Genomic DNA, 19,635 nt, shown 5'->3' with positions numbered 1-19,635 from the left:
GGGGCCGACCGATGAGACTCGCCAGTACCGCGCACACGTCCCGCCCCTGGCGGATCCACGAGATCGCCGGCGACTTCCGGCTGGAGGACGTGTGGGCGCTGCCCACCCCCGGCGGCCCCGACGATCTCCCTCACCTGGTCGAGCAGATCGCGGGCGGCGCCGGCAAGGCCCCGTCGCCGGTGTACCGCGCACTGTTCGCGGTGCGCTGGCAGCTCGGGCGGCTGTTCGGCTGGGACAAGGACGACGGCGGCCTCGGCGGCCGGGTACAGACCCTGCGCGACCGCCTCCCGGCGGACCTCCGGGACTCTCCACGAGGGCCCGACGTGCGCTCCGCCCCGTTCACCTCCGTCTACCAGCTGCACGACGAATGGGCGGCCGAGATCGCCAACCGCACGGTGCACGCGGTGATGCACATCGGCTGGGTCCAGGACGGGACGACCGGCACCTACCGTGGCCAGATGGCCGTCCTCGTCAAGCCGAACGGGCCGTTCGGCGCCGTGTACATGCTCGGCATCAAACCCTTCCGGTACGTGGGGGTGTATCCGGCGCTGCTGCGGGCCATGGGCCGGCAGTGGCAGGCCACGGCCGACCGGAGAAACAGCATGGCGTGAACCCTCACCTGGGTACGGGCACCTCACGCAGGGGGTCTCCCCCGTCGACGAAGAGCCGCCCGGTGGGCGCGAGCGCCGCCGTGATGCGGGCGAGGGCCTGACGGCCGGCTTCCGGGTGACGGCCGTCGAGCGCACCGACCCGGAAGGCGAAGACCAGATCGAACGGTCCCTCACCGGGCGCCGGGACGAAGTCCTCGGCCGCACACTGCCGTACGGTCAGCCGGCCCGACGCGATCTCCTCGGCGCAGGCGGTGCGCGCCTGGGCGACGGCCGCGGCGGAGCGGTCGATGGCGAGGATGTGCCCGCTCTCCAGGCGGGCGGCGACCGCCCGGGCCGCGGCGCCGGGCCCGCACCCGATCTCCAGGACCCGCAGGTGCGGCTCCAGCGGAAGTGCGGCTACGGCCCGGGCGAGGCGGGGTGAGAGCTGCGGCATAGGCCGACAGTACGCCGTCGGTCCGCTCCCGGCCGGTCGTCAGCGCAGGTCGAGCCGCATCAGGACGCGGGGATGACCGGCGAGGACGGAGGTGGTGTCGGCGGCGTGGGTGAAGCCGGCGCGTTCGAAGTTCTTGCGGATCCCGGCGTACGCCATCGTCAGGTCGACCTTCGCGTCGCCGTTGTCGAGGGGATACGCCTCGATCGCCGGTGCGCCGTGACTGCGGGCGAACTCGACCGCGCCGGCGATCAGCGCGTGCGAGATGCCCTGCTTGCGGTGGCCGGGGCGGACGCGGATGCACCACAGGGACCACACCGGCAGGTCGTCGATGTGCGGGATCTTGCGGTTGCGCGCGAAGGACGTGGCCGCACGCGGCGCCACGGCGGCCCAGCCGACCGGCTCGTCCCCGTCGTAGGCGAGGACGCCGGGCGGCGGGTCCGCACGGCACAGCCGCGCCACGTACTCGCCGCGGGCGGGCCCGCGCAGCTCGTTGTTGAGCTTGGACGGGACGCGGTAGCTCAGACACCAGCAGACATTGGCCCCCGGTGACTTCGGGCCGAGCACGGCGCGCACGTCCTCGAAGACCGTGGCCGGGCGGACATCGATGGTCATGGCACCACGATGGCACGCTGCCGGTGACGCCGCCGCGCGGCAGACCGGGCGGCGGGCTGGGGCCTGTTGCATGGCGTCGCCCGGCAGACGGGACTTTCGCAACAGGCCCTACACACTCAGGACCTCGCGCAACTCCCCCAGATAGGGGCCGACATCGACCTGGATCGAGGCGCCCTGGGTGAGTCCGTACCGCTCGGCGATGGTGGCGAGATACGCGGTGATCTCCTCGCGCATCGCCTCCCGCGAGGGCAGTACGACCTCGCCCCGGACGATCTGGGTGACCCACTGGGCCTGCGCCTCCACGAGCCGGGTGATCGCGCCCACGGGACGGACCAGACCGACGAAGTACAGACCCGGCCGGTCCGGTGCCACGACCCGCCGGTAGAGCTCGACCGGGCCGCCCGGGGCCGCGGGGCAGCCCGCGGGCAGGAAGGGGTACGCCATCCGGAAGCCCGTGCAGTACACCACCGCGTCGGCCTCCGCGGAGGTCCCGTCGGTGAAGACCACCCGGCCGCCCTCGAAGGAGGCGATGGCCGGCTTCGGCGTCACCCTGCCGTGCCGTATGCGGCTGAGGATCTCGTCGGAGATCGTCACGGCGGAGGAGAAGATCGGATGGTCCGGTTCGGGCAGCCCGTAGTCCGCGAGCCTGCCCCGGGCGACCAGCAGCGCCTGCTCCACGAAGCGGCGCTTCTGGGCCAGCGACATCTCGTTCCACCAGGGGGCCTCGGCGATCTCGTCCAGCGACATGCCGAACAGCTGCTTGGGCACCACGTGCAGTCCCCGGCGCACGGACAGCAGGGTCTGCTCGGCATGGCGGGAGAGGTCGGCGGCTATGTCCACCGCGGAGGCGCCCAGTCCCACCACGACCACGCGCTGCCCGGCGAAATCACTGCCGTCGCGGTAGTCGAGGGAGTGCAGGATCCTGCCGGTGAACCCCTCCGAGCCCGCCGGGAGCGGGTCGGGCATCGCGGGCTCCGAGTGGTGTCCGGAGGCGACGACCAGCTGCTCGAAACGCCGCGAGGCCAGAGCGCCGTCCGCGCCGCGGCTGACCACCGTCCAGGTGCCGTCGGCGTCCGGGTCCGCGGAGACCACCTCGGTGCGCAGCTCCACGTGGTCCAGCACGCCCGCCCACTCGGCGAACGAGCGCAGATACGCGGCGACATCGCTGTGCCGGGGATACAGCGGATACGCCGACGGCATCGGGAAATCGCTGTACCCCGTCAGCTGCTTGGCCGTGTTCAGGTGGAGAGACAGATAGCCCGGGCCTCGCTCACCCGCCTGCGGCCGGCGCCAGATGCCCCCGACGCCGGGCGACTTCTCGAGGCAGACGAACTCGACACCGGACTCCTTCAGGGCACGCGCGACCGCCAGCCCCGACAGACCCGCCCCGATCACGCAGACCCGCACGTCCCACTCCCCACCACACCGACTCGCACCCCGCCCGAGCGACTTGCTCCCGGGTCAGCCATTGACTGCCCAACAGAACCATGCCGCACACCAGTACCAACACCGAACGAACGTGGCGCTGCTCACTGCCGGGCGTGCCGGTCTGTGGGGGCATCGGGGTCTGCTGGGTTCATCGAGCCTTGGGGCTGCCGGGGCTCACGGGCCGTCGGGGGCTGGGGCTCCCGGGCCGGGGGCTGCCCCTCGGCCACTCCCACGCCGGCCCCCACCGCCCTCAGTGCCGACGCCCGGCTCCCCGACGGCAGTCGGCGTGCTCTGTGGATCGGGCCGGGTGGGCCCGTGGGGTCCGGGAAGACCGCCACCGTCGCCGCCCTGTGCCGGGCTCTGCGCCGGGGCTCACTGGCGATCGGGGCTGGGGCTCTTCGGGCCGGGAGGCTGTCGGGGCTCACGGGTCATCGGGTCTGCCGGAGCTCGACGGGCCATGGGGGCTGCCGGAGCCCGTCGGGTCATCGGCGCTGCCGGAGCACATCGGCCGTCAGGGTTGCCGCAGGTCATCCGGCCCGTCAGGGCCGGGCGAACTCGTCGGGCCCTCGGGGCTGTCGGGGACGCGTGGGCGGTCGGGCCACACGCCCACGTGGTCCCGTTCCGGGGTGAGGCGGACCCTGCCGCGCAGGCCGTAGCGCTCCACGTACTCACCGGGCAGCTGGAGGCGGCCCGCGCGGTCCAGGACCGTGAACTCCTCGGAGGCGGCGGCGCCGGGCCCGCGCAGCGTCTCCGTCGAGGTGCGGCCGTCGCGGATGCGGACGGTACGGCGGACCTGGCCGGAGACGAGCGGGTCGTGGGTGACGACCAGGACGGTCACGCCGAGCTGCTCGTTGGCGCGGCGCAACGCGTCGAACACCAACTCACCACTGGCGGTGTCGAGTTCCCCGGTGGGTTCGTCGGCGAGCAGCACGCGCGGGGTGTTGGCGCCGGCGACCGCGACCGCCACACGCTGCTGTTCGCCGCCGGAGAGTTCGGCGGGCCGCCGGTCGCGGCAGTGGGCGACGCCGAGCACGTCGAGGAGTTCGGTAGCCCGCGTGAGGCGTTCGCGGCGTGGCACGCGCGTGTACTTCATCGGCAGGGCCACGTTCTCCTGGGCGGTGAGGTACGGCACCAGGTTGCGGCCGGTCTGCTGCCAGACGAACCCGACGGTGCGCCGCCGGTAGTCGAGGCGTTCGCGGCGGCGCAGGGCGAGCAGGTCGTGTCCGGCGACCCGGGCGCGGCCGGCCGTGGGCAGGTCGAGTCCCGAGAGGATGGACAGCAGCGTCGACTTGCCCGACCCGGAGGCGCCGACGAGCGCCAGGCACTCGCCCTCCTCGACGACGAGGTCGAGCCCCTGGAGGGCCTGCACCTCGACCTCCTCGGTGCGGTAGACGCGCACCAGGTTGTCGCAGACGATCAGGCCCTCGTCCGGGAGGGGGCGCCGTGCGGCGCGGGCCCGTTCCTCCAGCCGGCGCAGGTCGCTCGGTTCGGGTTCGCTCACCGTTCCTCCGTAAGCCTCAGGACCGCGCCGAGCCGGCGGCGCCGTCCCCACCAGGTCTCCACACCCACCGCGATCAGGACCAGCACACCGCACCCGGCGCCGAGGGCGGCCGTGAGCAGCAGGTCGGGGTCGGCGGTGGGGGCGAAGGGTCCGCCCGTGAACTCGCGCAGTTGCAGGGCGGGTCCGAGCAGCGCCGGCAGGGCCATGCCCAGCGCGGTACCGCCCACGACCGCCGCCAGCACCATCGGCAGCAGTTGCAGCAGGTGCAGTGCCGATGTGGCGCGGCGGCCCAGACCGAGGGTGCGCAGAAAGGCGGCGGTGCGGCCGCGCGCCGGGGCGGACAGCAGCAGGTCCAGGACGAGCGCCAGCAGGGCGAGGGCGACGGCGAGCGCGGTGCAGCCGGTGTGGGCGGCGACGAGCACGCGGACCATGCCGTCGGACGCCGCGTCGGTCTCCTCCTCGGCGCGAACGCGCAGCTCGCCGACGGCCGCGCCGGAGGCCGCCCTCGGCACGATCGACCGCAGTTCCCGCACGTCCAGCCGGGGGCCGTACAGCAGCAACGCGGTCTGCTCGAAGTCGCCCGGGTCGATGGACGCGAGGGCCCGGTTGTCGGTGAGCAGCATCCGGTCCCGCGCCGTGGTCGAGGTGCGCACCGGGCCGAGGGCCGGGTCGCGCAGGACCGTCTCCGGGAGCGCTCCGGCGACGCGCAGGCGCAGCTCTCTGCCGTGCGACGTGATGGTCAGCACGTCGCCGGTCCGGGCGCCGGTGGCCAGAACGGGGATGTCGGGGCCGGCGGGCCCGGTTCCGTCGATTCCGGCCGCCGCGAGCGCCCGGGCGGCCCGCGATCCGGGGGAGGCTGCCCGCAGCCGGTCCCCGTCGACGCCCAGCAGACTGGCGACACCGTGGCGTTCGCCGCTGGTCGCGCTCGTCGGGTCGACCCGCAGCTGGCGCACGTGGACGGTGTGCCGTACGCCCCGCACCCGCGTGAGCCGTTCGGCGACGTCGGGGTGGTGGCCGAGGAACGACGCGTCGGCGCCGACCTGCCAGGCGGCGGTGGCGCGCCGCCCGTCGGCCAGGCTGCCGGCGACGAGTCCGCCGAACACCGCACCGGCCAGCGTCACCACCAGCACGAGCAGCGCCAGCGCCCGGGCCGGGGCCTCCTTCGCGGCGCGGGCGAACGCGATCAGCGCCACCGCACCGCGCCCGCGCGCCGTCCAGCGGGCCAGGAGCCGCACGGGCAGGGGGTAGCAGCGCACCAGCACGGCGACGGTGACCAGGCCCAGCAGGGCCGGTACCGCCGCGAGCAGCGGGTCGGGGCCCGCGGCGGCCGACGTGCCCCGGGCGCGCAGCGCCGCCACACCGGCCGCGGCCAGCAGGAGCGTGACCAGTTCCGCTACGAGGCGGCGGCCGGCCCGGTGCGAGGGGGCGGGGTCCCGCCGGGTGGGTGCGGCGCGGTCGCGGAGCGCGTACCAGGTGAACGCGGGCAGCAGCAGCCACAGCACCGCGACGCCCACGCCGTACCGGTACGCGGGTGACGCCGACGGGAGGGAGCGCGCGGCGGCGAGTCCGCCCGCGAGTCCGATGACGGCGGCGGGCGCGGTGTGTGCCGCCCGGGCCAGCGCGAGACCGGTGGCGGAGGCGCCGCGGGCGCACTGCAGCCGGTGGACGTCGAGGCGGCGGCGCAGCGCCAGCAGTGCGGTGGCGACGGCGGTGAGCAGTCCGACGACGAGCAGCGAGGCGAGCGCGAAGGAGATCACCACGCGGCCCTGCCGCCACTGCCGGCCGAACTCGTCGAGCACGTCGAGGAGCCGTGTGTGGTGGTCCAGGGTGGAGGCCTGATGGTGGCCGATGGAGCAGTACATGCCGCCGAAGCCGCCGATGTCACCGCAGTAGGCGGTCCGCGCGTCGTCCGGGTAGCGGGTGAGCAGCCGCCGCAGCTCACGCTGCCCGTCCTCGCCGGCGAGGCGTGCGGCGGTACGCGCATCGAGGTCGAGCCGCAGGCTCCAGGTGACGGTGAGGGTGATGCCTGCCTGGTCCTGGAGCGTGGTGACGGTGCGCGGCGCGACGAGGGCCCGGGCCTCCCAGGCGGGCGCGGCGCCGCTGCGCGGCGGGTGCTGCGACGGCCGGGCCAGCAGGGGTTGTTCACGCCACAGCCGGGTTCCGGGTGCCCCGCCCCGCTCGTCCGCGGTGAAGAATCCGACGACGACGGCGGTGGCGTCGACGGGCCTCAACGTGCCGGGCGACAGCGGCAGTCGCTGCCCGAGCCGCAGATGCAGCGCGTCGCGCGTCCGGGTGGAGACGGCGATCTCGACCGCCGGGCTGTCCGGGTCGGGCGGGCGGCCTTCGGCGTAGTCGGCGCGGCCGGGTGCGTCCGAGGCGTACACCAGGGCGAGCCCCACGTCCCGGCCGGCCGACCGGGCGCGGACGGGGGGCAGTTCCACGCGGGTCGCGTACGGGGCCAGGCGGCCCTGCAGCGCGCCGGGGGCTGCGTTCTCGATGACGGTGGTGACAGGATGCAGGTCCTCGCTCAGGTCGGTCGGGCGGGAGCCGGGCCCCGGGGCCGTCGCCGGGTCGAACCGGGCGTTGAGGTCCATGCCGGGCACCGCCTGCTGCGCCTGCTCCAGCCGGGAGGCGAGCGCCTCTCCCGCGAACCGGTCGACCAGGGCGGGCCCGGCGGCGGCGACGCCGGTGAGGAGCGCGATCAGCAGGGTCAGGCAGACCAGCGTCGGCAGTTCTGCCCGCACCTCGCGCAGGGCGACCGGAGCGCGGAGCGAGGCCGGGCGTCTCATCGGTCCTCCCCCGCGCGCAGGACTCGTGCCAGGTCGACCCGGCCGAGGAAGCGGGCGGCTACGGTGACGACCGCGCAGATCGCCAGGGTCGTCGCGGCCGCGGTGACGGTGACACGAAGCCAGGGGACGTCGGTGAGCAGGGCGGGATAGACGGGTGCGCCGGTGTCGTCGACGGTGACCAGCGGGGTGATCATGGCGGCGAGGGCGGTGCCCAGCAACGTGCCGAGGAGCGCGGCGACGGCGGCGAGGGCCAGTTGTTCGGTCCACAGGCAGGCGGCGAGCTGGCCGCGGCGCAGGCCGAGGGCCCGCAGCAGGGCGAACTCGCCCGACCGGGACCGTGCCGTGAGGGCCGTGTGCAGGGTGAAGCCCACCACGGCGAACGCCGGGGCGAGGACCAGGCACAGGGTCAGGGCTGCGCGGGCGCCCTGGCGCAGCGGGTCGGCGGCCAGCAGGGCGCGTGTGTGCGGGACGTCGACGGCGGTGCCGAGGCGGGGGTCGGCACGGACGGCACGCATCGCCGCTGTCGTGTCCGCCCCGGTCGTGGCCACCCACCAGGCGGACTCGGTGGCCGGCAGGGCGCCGTCGAGCACCAACTGGGCGGCGATCGCCCGGGAGTCGGCGAGCAGCCGGGGCCGGTCGCGGTCGGCGCCGGGCACGGCGTCGATCTCCCCGGTGATCTCGAGGCGTGCGGTGCCGCCCTCGGCGGTCTGCAGGGTCACTCTGTCGCCGACGCGGACCACTCCGGAGGCGAGCAGGGTACGGTCGGCGAGCGCGGGCGCGGCCGGTCGCCCCTTGACCCGGTCGGTGCCGAGCCGCACGCTCCACGTCGGGTACTTCAGGGCCGTGTCGGGTCCGCGCAGCACGGCGTCGAGGAGGGTGCCCGGCGCGGGCCGGTCGGAGCAGAGCACCGGGCCCGGGGCGGTGCCGCGGCGCCGGGGAGGCTCGGCCTCGGGGCATCCCGCGGCGTGCCGGTCGGGGCGGTCGGCGCGCAGGTCGTGCCAGCGGGCGGGCCGGGTGAGGCCGGACACGTGGTCGACGGTGAGGCGGTAGGTGCGCCGCACCTTCTCGCCGGCCATGCTCAGGCCGAGCTGGACGATGCGTGCGCCGTCGCCGGCCGGGACGGGAACGTGAACGGTGCGCGGGGCGCCGCCGGTGTCCTGGAGGCTGACCTCGCCGGTGTGGGCGAGGCCGTCGGCGTCCAGGAAGTGGAGGGTCAGCCGGACGGGTACGGGGGTGCCGGGTCCGTCGGCGGAGAGCCGGACGCGCAGCGGGAGGTGCCGTTGTGTGCCGGTCAGCGGCAGTCCGTGGCCGGGGATCCTCCGGCCGAGCGGGGCCACGAGATCGGTCACGGGCCGGTCGGTGAGGTCGCGGCGCAGGGCGGGGGCGGGGCCGCTCGTGGTGTTGACGCCGGTGACGGTGACCCAGCTCTGGCCGAGGTAGCCGTGTGTCTCGACCACGGGGGTGGTGGCGCGGGCGCCGGGCAGCGCGCCGTACGTGGTGCGCCGCTCGGCGGGCGCGAGCCGTTCCCCGGGGGCGATGCTCAGGTCCGCGCCGACCCGGAACACCGCCTGGTCGTGGTCGCCGCGGTCCAGGATGGCGAGCGCGGTGCTGCTGAGCGCGGCCACGGCCAGGGCGAGCGTCACCAGCAGGGCGGGTCCGGCGTGCCGGGTGGCGCGGCGAGCGATCTGCCAGCCGCCGAGCGGCAGGACGAGTCCGGTGCCGCCGCGTGCCAGCGGGTCGGTGAGCCGGGCGATCAGCGGCAGGGCGCGCAGGACCAGCAGCGCGGCGGCGGTGGTCATCGCCACGGGGGCGAGCACCAGCACCGGGTCGACGCCGCCACGGGTGACGGGGGTGCGGTACTGGCTCAGTTGCAGCCAGCCCAGTACGGCGACGGCCGCGAGCCCCAGGTCCGCGCCGAACCGCTGGGCCCCCGCGAACCGCCCGAGGCGCAGTCGCAGGCCGCGCACCGCGTGCCGGTCCCGCGCGGTCCGCAGGGTCGGCAGCAGCAGTGCGGCTCCGTGCACCGCGACGGCGAGGAGTGCGGCCACCCGGCCCGCTGTCACGTTCGCCGTCGCGGGGACGTCCCCCGGCAGCAGGCCGGCGCCGTCGAGCAGCCTGAGCAGCGGGCCGGCGAGGAACGGCGCGGCCAGGCCCGCCGGGACGGCGACGAGCGCCCACAGGGCGGCCGTCGTCCCGGCCAGCCGCCAGGTCCCGGCGCCGCGGGCGGCCAGCAGGGCGAGTTCGGCACGGCGGTGTTCGGCCAGCCGGCGGGCGGTCAGGACGAGGGCCGCCGCGGCGAGGGCGGCGAGCAGGGTCGCCGGCACGTACAGGCCGGCGCGGGTGACGGCGATGGGGGTGGCCAGGTCGTCCAGGGCGTTGTCCAGCGTGGACGAGGCCCGCAGGGATGTGGTGGGCCGCGCGTCGCGGTGGACGGAGCGTGCGACGTCGCTGCCGGCGAACCGGTCGGCGCGCTCCCGCAGCGGCCCGATATCGGCCAGTCGCAGCCGTGCGGCGTCGGGCACGCCCAGCCACAGCGCGCCGGCGTCCTCGGCCAGTCGGGGGGCGGCGGTGAGCGCCTGACGGGTCATCAGGGCCACGCTGTCGGACGTACCGAAGGTGGTGCTGCTCAGGCCGGCCCAGACGGCCGGGCTGCGCTCGCTCGGCCGGTAGAGTCCGACGACCCGCAGGCGCAGCTGCGGCCCCATGGCCGGCTGGATCCGCAGGTCGTCGCCGGGCCGTACGTCGAGTTCGGCCGCGAACACGTCGCTGAGCGCGGTCTCGAGCGGTCCGCCGCCCCCGGCCGGCCGTGGCAGGCGGCCCGCGACGACGGTCGTGTGCCGCCGCGTGTCCTGGAGGGCGGCGAGGGACACGCGGGCGTCCTCGCGGCGGCGGCCGTCCGCCTCGGTGACGGTCAGCTGGGCGGAACGGGCGGCCGGGACCCGCAGCGCGGACCAGGTGTGGTGCGGTACGCCGCCGAAGGTGCGGTCGACGGCGGCCCGTACGAGCGTGTCGACGGTCCGTGCGTCACGCTCCCGGTGCGGGCCGGTGACGCCGATCGCGGCGTCGGGATCGCGGCCGAGCCGTCGCTGGGCGCCGCCCTCGACGGCCTTCTCGGTGAGTGCGGCGAGCGCGGCGAGGACCGTGGCGGCGAGCAGGACGGCGAGCCCCGCGGCGACCAGCACCAGCCCGTGCTGCCGGGCCGCCCCGCAACGCCGACGGCGGCGTACGTCTCCCGCTCAACTCCCCCGTCTCCCCCCGTCCCACGGACCGCCACAGTATGGTCCGCCGCGGGAGTCGGGCAATCGTTCGGACGAACTCGCCGTCGGGGGCCCAGGGAGTGGCGAACTCGGCTCAGTCGTGGGCGGGTCAGGGGCTCGGGCGAACCTGCTCTCGAGCGGCGGCTCGGGCGCGCAGCGTGCCGCGGGGCAGGCCGAGCCGGGTCTCGGCGGTCTCGACGGCCACGTCCGTGACGTCCGGGGCGTCCGGGTCCGCATCGTCGTTGGCGTACGCGCCCAGCCCGTCGACGGCGACGAGGATGTGCAGGGCCTCCTTCATCGGGTCGTCGGTCGTGAACTGCCCCGCCTCGACGCCGTCGTCGATGAGGGACACGAGCGCGCCGCGCATCGTCGACTCCTGGGTGCGCACGGCCTGCCGCAAGGACGCCCTGAACCGGCTGAGGTGCCGTGCGTTGAGCCACAGGCGGCTCAGGTCCAGGTGGTCTCCGTCGGCGAGGCCCACGAGGAAGCGGGCGAGCCGGTCGACGGGGGGCAGGTCCTCCTCGTCGGCCGGCAGGAGCGCGGCGCGCTCCTCGGATGCGGCCAGGATGAACGCCTCGCACACGAGGTCGTCCGCGACCGGGAAGTAGTGGCTGATGAGGCCGGGCCGCACGCCCAGTTCGTCCGCGACGCGCCGCAGCGTGATCAGCTCCAGGCCTTCCGCCAGCGCGATCCGCGCGGCCGTCTCGACGATCTCCGCGCGGCGCTCTTCGGGCGGCTTCCGGGTCCGCCTCTGCGCGGGTCTTGACGTCATGGACGACAGGTTATTGGATCGACGACCAATATACAGTTGGTCGAGCGGCCAACAAAGGCCCGCGACCAGTGAAGCACGGAAGGAAACGCGTGACCCGGACCTCCGTCCCCCGCCCCGCCCACCGTCCGCACATCGAGGTCTGCGACCCCGATCCGTACCACCGCGGCCTCGCCCGGGGTGAGCAGCTGAGGGACGGCGTCCTCGCCGCGGCGGAGGTGTACGACCGGCTGTTCGCGCTCGGCGGCATCGGCCCCGCCCGGGTCAGGGAGGACGCCCTGCGGGCCCTCGACGCCGTCGGGGACTTCCGTCCCGCCGCGCACGCCGAGATCCTGGGCATCGCCCGGGGCGCGGGCGTCGAGGAGTGGCGCGTCGCCGCGCTCAACGCCCGCACCGAGATCCTGGCCGGCGGCACCGCCGTGCCGCCCGGGGAGTGCACCACCCTCGTGCGCGTCCCCGGCGACGGCGCCTCGCCGCACCCGTTCGGGGTCCAGACGTGGGACTGGCATGTCGAGCTGAGCGGCCAGTGGCACATGCTTCGGTCACGGGGCGGGCGGCATGCCGTGGCCGGGCTCACCGAGAACGGCATCCTCGGCAAGATGGGCGTCAACAGCGCCGGTCTCGCCCTGCACTTCAACATCCTCGGCCATGTCCGCGACGGCGTCGGTGGCGTGCCGGTGCACGTGCTCGCGGCCGTCGTCCTGGAGGAGGCGGGCAGTGTCGCCGAGGCGGTGGAGATCGTGCGCAGCGCGCCGCTCGCCTCGTCGGGGTCGTTCGCGCTGTTCGACGACACGGACGCCGTGCTGCTCGACCTGAGCCCGGCGGGTGTCTTCGAGGTGCCGGCGCGGGACGGCACGCTCGTGCGCACCAACCACTTCCTGACCCCGGTGCCGGCCGCCGGCGAGAAGACATGGCTCTACCAGCCGGACTCCGGCGAGCGCCACGACTTCGTCCGCGCCCGCCTCGCCCGCCGGCCGCCGCCGGCGACGGTCGACGACCTCGCGGAGTGTCTCGTGACCGGCCCCGGCGAGCCGCCCGTGACCTGCCTGCCCGATCCGGACAAGCCGCTCGGCGGCCGCTGGGCGAGCCTCGCGACGCTCACCCTCGAACCGGCGACCCGCACGGCGCGCATCCTCGACGGCACGCCGGCCGACATCGGTGCGCGCGACTGGCGTGTGCTGACCGCCGGCTGAGGCAGCGACCGGCCGCCGGGCCGCCCTCGCTCTTCCCCGTGAGGACCTGCCGCGCGCTTCCCCGTATGGACCTGCCCGGGTGTGCGGGCGGACCGGTCGGCGCGAGGGTGGGATGCGACAGGCCGGGTGCTGGGCGCCCCGGCCGTGCCGGACGAGGAGCGTGATGCGCGTGGCCCGGAACCGTCGTCTGATCCTGAGTTCGCCGTCCGAGGTCTGGGAGCTGCTGTCCGACGGCCGGCGGTACGGGGAGTGGGTGACCGGCACGCAGCAGGTCCTCACCGCGGACCCGCACTGGCCGGACGTGGGCGCCCGGCTGAGGGTGCGGGTCGGCGTCGGTCCGCTGACCCTTGACGACACCTGTGTCGTCCGCATCTGCGAACCCGAACGGCGGCTGGAACTCGAGGCGAAGGCGGATCCGTTCGGCGCAGCCCGTATCGCCATGAACCTGATCCCGTGGGGCGAGCACACCCTGTTCGTCCTCGACTGGCACCCGCTGCGGGGCCCCGGCACCCGGATGCACGGGCTGCCCATTGACTACGTCGTCTCCGTGCGCAACGGGATGATGCTGACGAAGCTGGCACGGATCGCGGTGCGCGAGCACAGCACGAGGGTCTGACGCCGTCAGGCGACGGCACTCAGCTCGCGCAGGGTCTGCCGTACCTCTTCGTCGCCGACCTGGGCGAAGTCCTCGTACCACTCGCTCACGGCGTGGAAGCCCGTCGGCTGGTGCAGGCACACCAGGTCGTCGGCCTCGTCGCGCAGCAGCTCGGCGGTGGCGGGCCCGCAGACCGGGACGGCGAGGACCAGCCGGGCGGGGTCGTGGCGGCGCAGGTGGCGCAGGGCCGCGCGTGCGGTGACGCCCGTGGCGAGTCCGTCGTCGACGACGATCACGGTGCGGCCGGTGACCCGGGGGCGGGCCTGCCGCCGCGGTAGACCTGCTGCCTGCGGTGCAGTTCCGTGCGTTCCCGCGCCACCTGCGAGCCGAGCCGGTCCTCGCTGAGGCCCAGCATCTCCAGGGCGCGTCGGTCGTACAGCGGCGGGTCCTCGCCGACGATCGCGCCGATCCCCGTCTCGCGGCTGCCGGGAGCCGGGATCTTGCGCGCGACCAGGACGTCGAGCGGCAGCTTCAGGGCCCGGGCGACCTCGGCCGCCACGGGGACGCCGCCGCGGGGCAGGGCCAGGACGACGGCGTTCACCAGGTCACCGTCGGCGGCCCACTCCATCAGCCGGAGGGCCAGCTGCTCTCCGGCCTGCCGGCGGTCGTGGAATCGCATGGTCGGATGCCTGCCTTCCGGTGCAGGACCGTGCAGGTCCGCCTACCGGGGTTTCCAGCGAAGGGGTGCCGAAACGGGAGCGGCCGGGTACCCGGGCGGCGGGCATCGGACAGCCGGAGGGAGATGACGAGGCATGCTCTCCGAAACCGTGACGGTCCCCTCGGGGACGGTGGCCCTGCCCGCCGATCTGGTCGTTCCCGACGAGGTCCGCGGGATCGTGCTGTTCGCGCACGGCAGCGGCAGCTCGCGGTTCAGCCCGCGCAACCGAGCGGTCGCCGCCGAGCTGCACCGGGCCGGGTTCGGGACGCTCCTGCTGGATCTGCTGACGGAGGACGAGGAGCGCGACGACCTGGTGACCGCCCGGCACCGTTTCGACATCGGCCTGCTCGCGCGACGGCTCGCCGAGACCGTCGACTACGTGGAGCAGCGCCCGGACACCGCGGACCTCCCGGTGGGCCTGTTCGGGGCGAGCACGGGTGCGGCGGCGGCGCTGGTGGCGGCGGCCGAGCGACCGAGGCGGGTGTCGGCGGTGGTGTCGCGGGGCGGACGTCCCGATCTGGCCGACGAGGCGCTGGAACTGGTGGCGGCACCGGTTCTGCTCATCGTGGGCGGCAACGACGAGACGGTACTGGATCTCAACCGCCGGGCGGCGAGCCGGCTGTCGGGCAAGCACGAGATCCATGTGGTGCCGGGGGCGACCCACCTGTTCCCGGAGCCGGGTGCCTTGCAGCAGGTGGCCGAGGCCGCCGCCGGATGGTTCGGCGACTACCTGACACCTGCGAGCCGGTGACCGGTCCCCGACCGGGCGCTCAGGCCAGCGCGCGCAGGTACCGCCTGCGCACGCAGAACTGGGCGAGCAGCAGCACGGGGAACAGGGTCCGCCAGGGACCTGCCGGCGCCGCCCGGGTCAGTGAGCGAAGGGTGAGGAACACGCGTCCGTCGTCACCCCGGTGGACGATGAACGCCTCCTCCCCGCGGACGGGGTGGCCCGGGCGGGTGCCGTAGGCGAAACCGCACCGGTCCTCGGTGTCGATGACGGCGACCACCTCGACAGGTTCCGAGACGATGAACCACCACCGCCCGGCGGTGATGGTGTAGCGCCCTCCCTCGCGCACCCGGATCCCGCTCCCGTCGGCCTGCGCGACGGCGAATCCGCTGCGGCGCTTGACCTCCCAGAGCACCACGGCGTCCCGAGCGGCCGACCAGACGTCCGCTCCCCGGCCGATCACCACGGTCCTCTCGTACCGCCGGAACCCGGACGGCGCGGCCTGCCAGAGCGGAACGCCGGGGTCGGTCGCCCCCGGAATGCCGTAGTTGACGCACCCTGCGCCCGCTCGGCTGTCGTCACCCGCCATCACGCCCCTGTTCCGACCGGCCTCGCGGCAGCATCCAGGGGCCAACCTATCCCCTCCCCCGAAGTCGTCGCACCGCCGAAGAGACAAGCGGCTGGCGGATGCCCCAGACTCGAGATAGGCCCCCGGTCGATCCCGCGTTCCGAGGGGGTGGGCCCGTGCACGACGTGCCGGTGTGGCTGTGGATGGTGTTCGCCGTCACGGTGCTGGGGTCGTTGGCGGTGGATCTGCTCGCGCACCGGCAGGCGCACATCATCGGGTTTCGTGAGGCCGCCGCGTGGAGCGGAGTGTGGGTGGGACTGGCGGTGCTCTTCGGCGCCGTCGTCTTTCTGGTGGTGGGGACGAGACCGGGCGTGGAGTACACGACCGCCTGGCTGCTGGAGAAGAGTCTCTCGGTCGACAACCTCTTCGTCTTCGCCTTGATTTTCGCCTATTTCAAGGTGCCGCGCGCCTATCAGCACCGGGTGCTGTTTCTCGGGGTGCTAGGCGCGCTGGTCTTCCGCGGGGTGTTCCTGGCGGCCGGGGTGGCGGTGGTCAGCCGCTTCACCGCCGTTCTGTTCGTCTTCGCCGCCATCCTCTTCTACAGCACATACAAGATCCTCAATGAGGAGGACAACAGTTTCGACCCCGGCCGGAGCATCGCCGTGCGGTTGCTGCGCAAGGTCGTTCCGGTGCGGGACGAGTACGCGGGGACCCGGTTCTTCGTCAAGGAGGCCGGCAAGCGCGTGGCCACTCCGCTGCTCGCGGTGGTCGCCGCGATCGAGGCCGCCGACCTGGTGTTCGCCGTCGACAGCGTGCCCGCGGTGCTGGCCGTCAGCAGCGACGCGTTCATCGTCTACACGAGCAACGCCTTCGCGATTCTCGGACTGCGGGCGCTGTATTTCCTGCTGGCCGGGCTGCTCGACCGCTTCCACTATCTGAGCAAGGGCCTGGCGCTGATTCTTTCCTTCATCGGCGTCAAGCTCATCCTGCAGGCCTCCCACAAACTGATCAGCCCGGCCATTCCGGAGGTGCCGTCCTGGCTGAGCCTGTCCGTGATCGTGATCGTGCTGGCCGTCTCGATCGCGCTGAGTCTGCTGCGGCCCCCGCCTTCGGAGCTCGCCGGAAAGCTGCCTCCGTCCGACATTTCCACGCAGGACGACTCTCCCGAAAGGCATTAAAGCGAGAGTAAAATCCTGGCCATGAACCGTGAGCGGAAACACCGGGTGACCCTGCCCGCCGGTCAGGTCTGCCCGTCGTGCAAACAGCCCGTCGAGACCGTGGTGGAACGCCACAGGACGATGGGCGTCTACGTCCCGCTGTGGATCGCGGGCCCCTGTCACAACCCGCACTGCGAGCAGTACGAGCCGCAGGAGGCGACCCCGGACGAGGAGGAGGCCGCCCACCGTCCCGGGGCGACCTCCCAGCGCCCCGAGGAGGCCGCCCAGCGGGTGGAGGAGACGTCCTCGCGTCAGGCGCCGACGTAGGCCGCGAGGTGCTCGCCGGTCAGGGTGGAGCGGTCGGCGACCAGGTCGGCGGGCGTGCCCTCGAAGACGATCCGGCCGCCGTCGTGGCCCGCGCCGGGGCCGAGGTCGATGATCCAGTCCGCGTGCGCCATGACGGCCTGGTGGTGCTCGATGACGATGACCGACTTGCCGGCGTCCACCAGCCGGTCGAGCAGCCCGAGCAGCTGCTCCACATCGGCCAGGTGCAGACCGGTGGTGGGCTCGTCGAGGACGTAGACACCGCCCTTGTCGCCCATGTGCGTGGCGAGCTTCAACCGCTGCCGCTCGCCGCCCGAGAGCGTGGTGAGCGGCTGGCCGAGCGTGAGGTAGCCCAGCCCGACGTCCACCAGCCGTTCGACGATCTTGTGCGCCGCGGGCAGGCGTGACTCGCCCTCGCGGAAGAACTCCTCGGCCTCGGTCACTGACATCCCGAGCACCTCGCTGATGTCCCGCCCGCCGAAGCGGTACTCCAGCACGTCGGCCATGAACCGCTTGCCCTCGCAGTCCTCGCAGGGCGAGGACACGCTGGCCATGATGCCGAGTTCCGTATAGATGACACCGGCGCCGTTGCAGGTGGGGCAGGCGCCCTCGGAGTTGGCGCTGAACAGCGCCGGCTTGACTCCGTTGGCCTTGGCGAAGGCCTTGCGGATCGGGTCGAGGAGTCCGGTGTAGGTCGCCGGGTTGCTGCGCCGCGAGCCGCGGATGGGGGTCTGGTCGACGGACACGACGCCCTCGTCCGCCGGGATCGAGCCGTGGATGAGCGAGCTCTTGCCGGAGCCGGCGACACCGGTGACGACGGTGAGCACGCCGAGCGGGATGTCGACGTCGACGTTCTGGAGGTTGTTCTTCGACGCGCCGCGGACGGCCAGCTTGCCGGTGGGGGTGCGCACCGTCTCCTTCAGCGCCGCCCGGTCGTCGAGGTGCCGGCCGGTGACGGTGCCGCTCTTGCGCAGCTCCTCGACCGTGCCCTCGAAGCAGACGGTGCCGCCCGCCGTGCCGGCGCCGGGGCCGAGGTCCACGACGTGGTCGGCGATGGCGATGGCCTCCGGCTTGTGCTCCACGACGAGCACCGTGTTGCCCTTGTCGCGCAGCCGCAGCAGCAGGTCGTTCATCCGCTGGATGTCGTGCGGGTGCAGGCCGATGGTCGGTTCGTCGAAGACGTAGGTGACGTCGGTGAGGGAGGAGCCGAGGTGGCGGATCATCTTCACGCGCTGCGCCTCGCCGCCGGACAGGGTGCCCGCGGGCCGGTCCAAGGAGAGGTAACCGAGGCCGATCTCCTCGAACGAGTCGAGGGTGCCCTGCAGCGCCGTGAGCAGCGGGGCCACGGACGGCTCGTCGAGTTCGCGCACCCACGCGGCCAGATCGCGGATCTCCATGCGGCAGGCGTCCGCGATGTTGATGCCCTTGATCTTCGAGGACCGGGCCGCCTCACTGAGCCGGGTGCCGTCGCACTCGGGGCAGTCGGTGAAGGTGACCGCCCGCTCCACGAAGGCCCGGATGTGCGGCTGCATCGCCTCCTTGTCCTTCGACAGGAAGGACTTCTGGATCTTGGGGATGAGGCCTTCGTAGGTCAGGTTGACCCCGTTGACCTTCACCTTGGTGGGCTCCCGGTGGAGGAAGTCCTCCATCTCCTGCTTGGTGAACTCGCGGATCGGCTTGTTCGGGTCGAGGAAGCCGGACTCGGCGTAGAGCCCGACGGTCCACACGTTGTCCGACTTCCAGCCGGGGATGGTGAAGGCGCCCTCGGCGATGGACTTGGAGTCGTCGTAGAGCTGGGTGAGGTCGATGTCGGAGACCTTGCCGCGGCCCTCGCAGTGGGGGCACATGCCGCCGGTGCGGGTGAAGGTGACCTTCTCCTTCTTGCCGCTGCCGACCGTGATCGCGCCGGCGGCCTTGACCGTGGGCACATTGAAGGAGAAGGCGCCGGGTCCGCCGATGTGCGGGGTGCCGAGTCGGCTGAAGAGGATGCGCAGCATCGCGTTGGCGTCGGTGGCGGTGCCGACGGTGGAGCGCGGGTCGCCGCCCATCCGCTGCTGGTCCACGGTGATCGCCGTGGTGAGACCGTCGAGGACGTCGACCTCCGGCCGGGCCAGGTTCGGCATGAAACCCTGCACGAAGGCGCTGTACGTCTCGTTGATCAGCCGCTGCGACTCGGCGGCGATCGTGTCGAACACCAGGGAGCTCTTGCCGGAGCCGGACACTCCGGTGAACACGGTGAGCCGGCGCTTGGGCAGCTCGACGCTGACGTCCTTGAGGTTGTTCTCCCGCGCGCCGTGCACGCGGATGAGGTCGTGGCTGTCGGCGGCGTGCAAGGCGGGCGACTGGGAGTTCGTCGTCTTGGCCTTGGTCATCTTCTGGCTCCTCGGACGGTTCTCGAACGGCTCGGCGGTGTCCATGACCGTCACGCTAGTCACGGCTCAGGGGCGGCGCTTCTCGATTTCTGACCGGTCTGGTGACCTGCTTGGCGACGCAGGAAGGCAGTCCGGCCGTGGCACGCGCCGCCTCCCGGCGGTAGACGCTGGGCGGCACCCCCACGAGCTCGGTGAAGCGGGTGCTGAAGGTGCCCAGGGACGAGCAGCCGACCTCGAAGCAGACCTCGGTGACGCTCAGGTCGCCTCGGCGCAGCAGCGCCATGGCCCGCTCGATGCGCCGTGTCATCAGGTAGCCGTAGGGCGACTCGCCGTAGGCGCGCCGGAACTCGCGGCTGAGGTGTCCGGCCGACATGTGCACGCCACGGGCGAGCGCCTCGACGTCCAGCGGCTTCGCGTACTCCCGGTCGATGCGGTCCCGGACGCGGCGCAGCCGCGCGAGGTCGCGCAACTGCTGAGGTGTGGCGCTTTTGCTGGTGGTCACGTGCGAAATCGTGCCATGTGACGGGCGCGCCGCGCGGCCGGTCGGCGAGGTCCGGCGCACGGGAGCAGCGTTGTCGTAG

General features: G+C 73.7%; 16 protein-coding genes and 2 pseudogenes. 7 read left to right on the top strand and 11 right to left on the bottom strand.

Annotation, left to right across the window (positions count from 1 at the left end):
- Positions 1–11 precede the first annotated feature (11 nt).
- A complete protein-coding gene (locus tag AB0412_RS09865) occupies positions 12–611 on the top strand; it encodes a DUF2867 domain-containing protein (protein ID WP_366402013.1) in 600 nt (199 codons plus the stop codon).
- A gap of 4 nt (positions 612–615) precedes the next feature.
- On the opposite strand, the gene AB0412_RS09860 is transcribed toward AB0412_RS09865, so the two are convergent.
- From AB0412_RS09860 to AB0412_RS09850, 3 genes are all read right to left on the bottom strand, one after another.
- On the bottom strand, positions 616–1,044 hold the full coding sequence (locus AB0412_RS09860) for a class I SAM-dependent methyltransferase (protein ID WP_366402012.1): 429 nt from the start codon (positions 1,042–1,044) through the stop codon (positions 616–618).
- A 39-nt stretch (positions 1,045–1,083) separates the two neighbouring features.
- Positions 1,084–1,656: a GNAT family N-acetyltransferase gene (locus AB0412_RS09855; protein WP_366402011.1), complete on the bottom strand. Its 573-nt coding sequence runs from the start codon at positions 1,654–1,656 to the stop codon at positions 1,084–1,086.
- A gap of 108 nt (positions 1,657–1,764) precedes the next feature.
- Positions 1,765–3,063 (bottom strand): FAD-dependent oxidoreductase, encoded by a 1,299-nt coding sequence (locus AB0412_RS09850; RefSeq protein WP_366402010.1) that lies wholly within the window; start codon positions 3,061–3,063, stop codon positions 1,765–1,767.
- 267 nt (positions 3,064–3,330) lie between these two features.
- On the opposite strand from AB0412_RS09850, the pseudogene AB0412_RS09845 reads away from it, so the two are divergent.
- A pseudogene (locus AB0412_RS09845) lies at positions 3,331–3,468 on the top strand (urease accessory protein UreG); the annotation flags it as partial.
- A 127-nt stretch (positions 3,469–3,595) separates the two neighbouring features.
- On the opposite strand, the gene AB0412_RS09840 reads toward AB0412_RS09845, so the two are convergent.
- The 4 genes from AB0412_RS09840 to AB0412_RS09825 all read right to left on the bottom strand — a co-directional run bounded on the left by AB0412_RS09840 (position 3,596) and on the right by AB0412_RS09825 (position 11,403).
- Positions 3,596–4,585, bottom strand: a complete 990-nt coding sequence (locus AB0412_RS09840) for an ABC transporter ATP-binding protein (protein WP_366402009.1) — start codon at positions 4,583–4,585, stop codon at positions 3,596–3,598.
- A complete protein-coding gene (locus AB0412_RS09835) occupies positions 4,582–7,374 on the bottom strand; it encodes a hypothetical protein (protein ID WP_366402008.1) in 2,793 nt (930 codons plus the stop codon). Before AB0412_RS09835 ends, AB0412_RS09840 begins: the two co-directional genes overlap by 4 nt.
- Positions 7,371–10,556 carry an FtsX-like permease family protein gene (locus AB0412_RS09830; RefSeq protein WP_366402007.1) on the bottom strand — a complete coding sequence of 1,062 codons (3,186 nt, stop codon included), beginning with the start codon at positions 10,554–10,556 and terminating at the stop codon, positions 7,371–7,373. Before AB0412_RS09830 ends, AB0412_RS09835 begins: the two co-directional genes overlap by 4 nt.
- A gap of 184 nt (positions 10,557–10,740) precedes the next feature.
- Positions 10,741–11,403: a TetR family transcriptional regulator C-terminal domain-containing protein gene (locus tag AB0412_RS09825; RefSeq protein ID WP_366402006.1), complete on the bottom strand. Its 663-nt coding sequence runs from the start codon at positions 11,401–11,403 to the stop codon at positions 10,741–10,743.
- Positions 11,404–11,492: 89 nt separating this feature from the next.
- Here AB0412_RS09825 and AB0412_RS09820 point away from each other — a divergent pair, with 89 nt between their 5' ends.
- Both AB0412_RS09820 and AB0412_RS09815 read left to right on the top strand, forming a co-directional pair.
- Positions 11,493–12,593, top strand: coding sequence for a C45 family peptidase (locus AB0412_RS09820; protein ID WP_366402005.1), 1,101 nt, complete (start codon positions 11,493–11,495; stop codon positions 12,591–12,593).
- A gap of 169 nt (positions 12,594–12,762) precedes the next feature.
- The gene (locus tag AB0412_RS09815) at positions 12,763–13,209 is read left to right on the top strand and encodes an SRPBCC family protein (protein WP_366402004.1); all 447 of its coding nucleotides are present in this window, start codon (positions 12,763–12,765) and stop codon (positions 13,207–13,209) included.
- A 5-nt stretch (positions 13,210–13,214) separates the two neighbouring features.
- Here the strand turns inward: AB0412_RS09815 and AB0412_RS09810 are convergent.
- Positions 13,215–13,867, bottom strand: a pseudogene (locus AB0412_RS09810) (phosphoribosyltransferase family protein).
- Positions 13,868–14,000: 133 nt separating this feature from the next.
- Between AB0412_RS09810 and AB0412_RS09805 the strand changes: the two are divergent.
- Positions 14,001–14,657: a dienelactone hydrolase family protein gene (locus AB0412_RS09805; RefSeq protein ID WP_366402003.1), complete on the top strand. Its 657-nt coding sequence runs from the start codon at positions 14,001–14,003 to the stop codon at positions 14,655–14,657.
- 19 nt (positions 14,658–14,676) lie between these two features.
- Here the strand turns inward: AB0412_RS09805 and AB0412_RS09800 are convergent, their stop codons facing one another.
- The gene (locus AB0412_RS09800) at positions 14,677–15,222 is read right to left on the bottom strand and encodes a DUF1990 domain-containing protein (RefSeq protein WP_366402002.1); all 546 of its coding nucleotides are present in this window, start codon (positions 15,220–15,222) and stop codon (positions 14,677–14,679) included.
- Positions 15,223–15,377: 155 nt separating this feature from the next.
- On the opposite strand from AB0412_RS09800, the gene AB0412_RS09795 reads away from it, so the two are divergent.
- Both AB0412_RS09795 and AB0412_RS09790 read left to right on the top strand, forming a co-directional pair.
- Complete coding sequence (locus AB0412_RS09795) at positions 15,378–16,379, top strand: TerC family protein (RefSeq protein ID WP_366402001.1); 1,002 nt, start codon at positions 15,378–15,380, stop codon at positions 16,377–16,379.
- A gap of 21 nt (positions 16,380–16,400) precedes the next feature.
- Positions 16,401–16,685, top strand: coding sequence for a hypothetical protein (locus tag AB0412_RS09790; protein ID WP_366402000.1), 285 nt, complete (start codon positions 16,401–16,403; stop codon positions 16,683–16,685).
- Here AB0412_RS09790 and AB0412_RS09785 read toward each other — a convergent pair.
- Together AB0412_RS09785 and AB0412_RS09780 are read right to left on the bottom strand one after the other, a co-directional pair.
- Positions 16,670–19,054, bottom strand: coding sequence for an excinuclease ABC subunit UvrA (locus AB0412_RS09785; protein ID WP_366402322.1), 2,385 nt, complete (start codon positions 19,052–19,054; stop codon positions 16,670–16,672). The two genes, AB0412_RS09790 and AB0412_RS09785, sit on opposite strands and share 16 nt — an antisense overlap.
- A gap of 55 nt (positions 19,055–19,109) precedes the next feature.
- Positions 19,110–19,556 carry a helix-turn-helix transcriptional regulator gene (locus tag AB0412_RS09780; RefSeq protein WP_366401999.1) on the bottom strand — a complete coding sequence of 149 codons (447 nt, stop codon included), beginning with the start codon at positions 19,554–19,556 and terminating at the stop codon, positions 19,110–19,112.
- Positions 19,557–19,635 lie beyond the last annotated feature (79 nt).

Source organism: Streptomyces sp. NPDC052012 (assembly GCF_040689265.1).
Lineage (GTDB): Bacteria > Actinomycetota > Actinomycetes > Streptomycetales > Streptomycetaceae > Streptomyces.
Note: the sequence above shows the minus strand (reverse complement) of the source record. Positions and strands in the feature narration are given on the sequence as shown.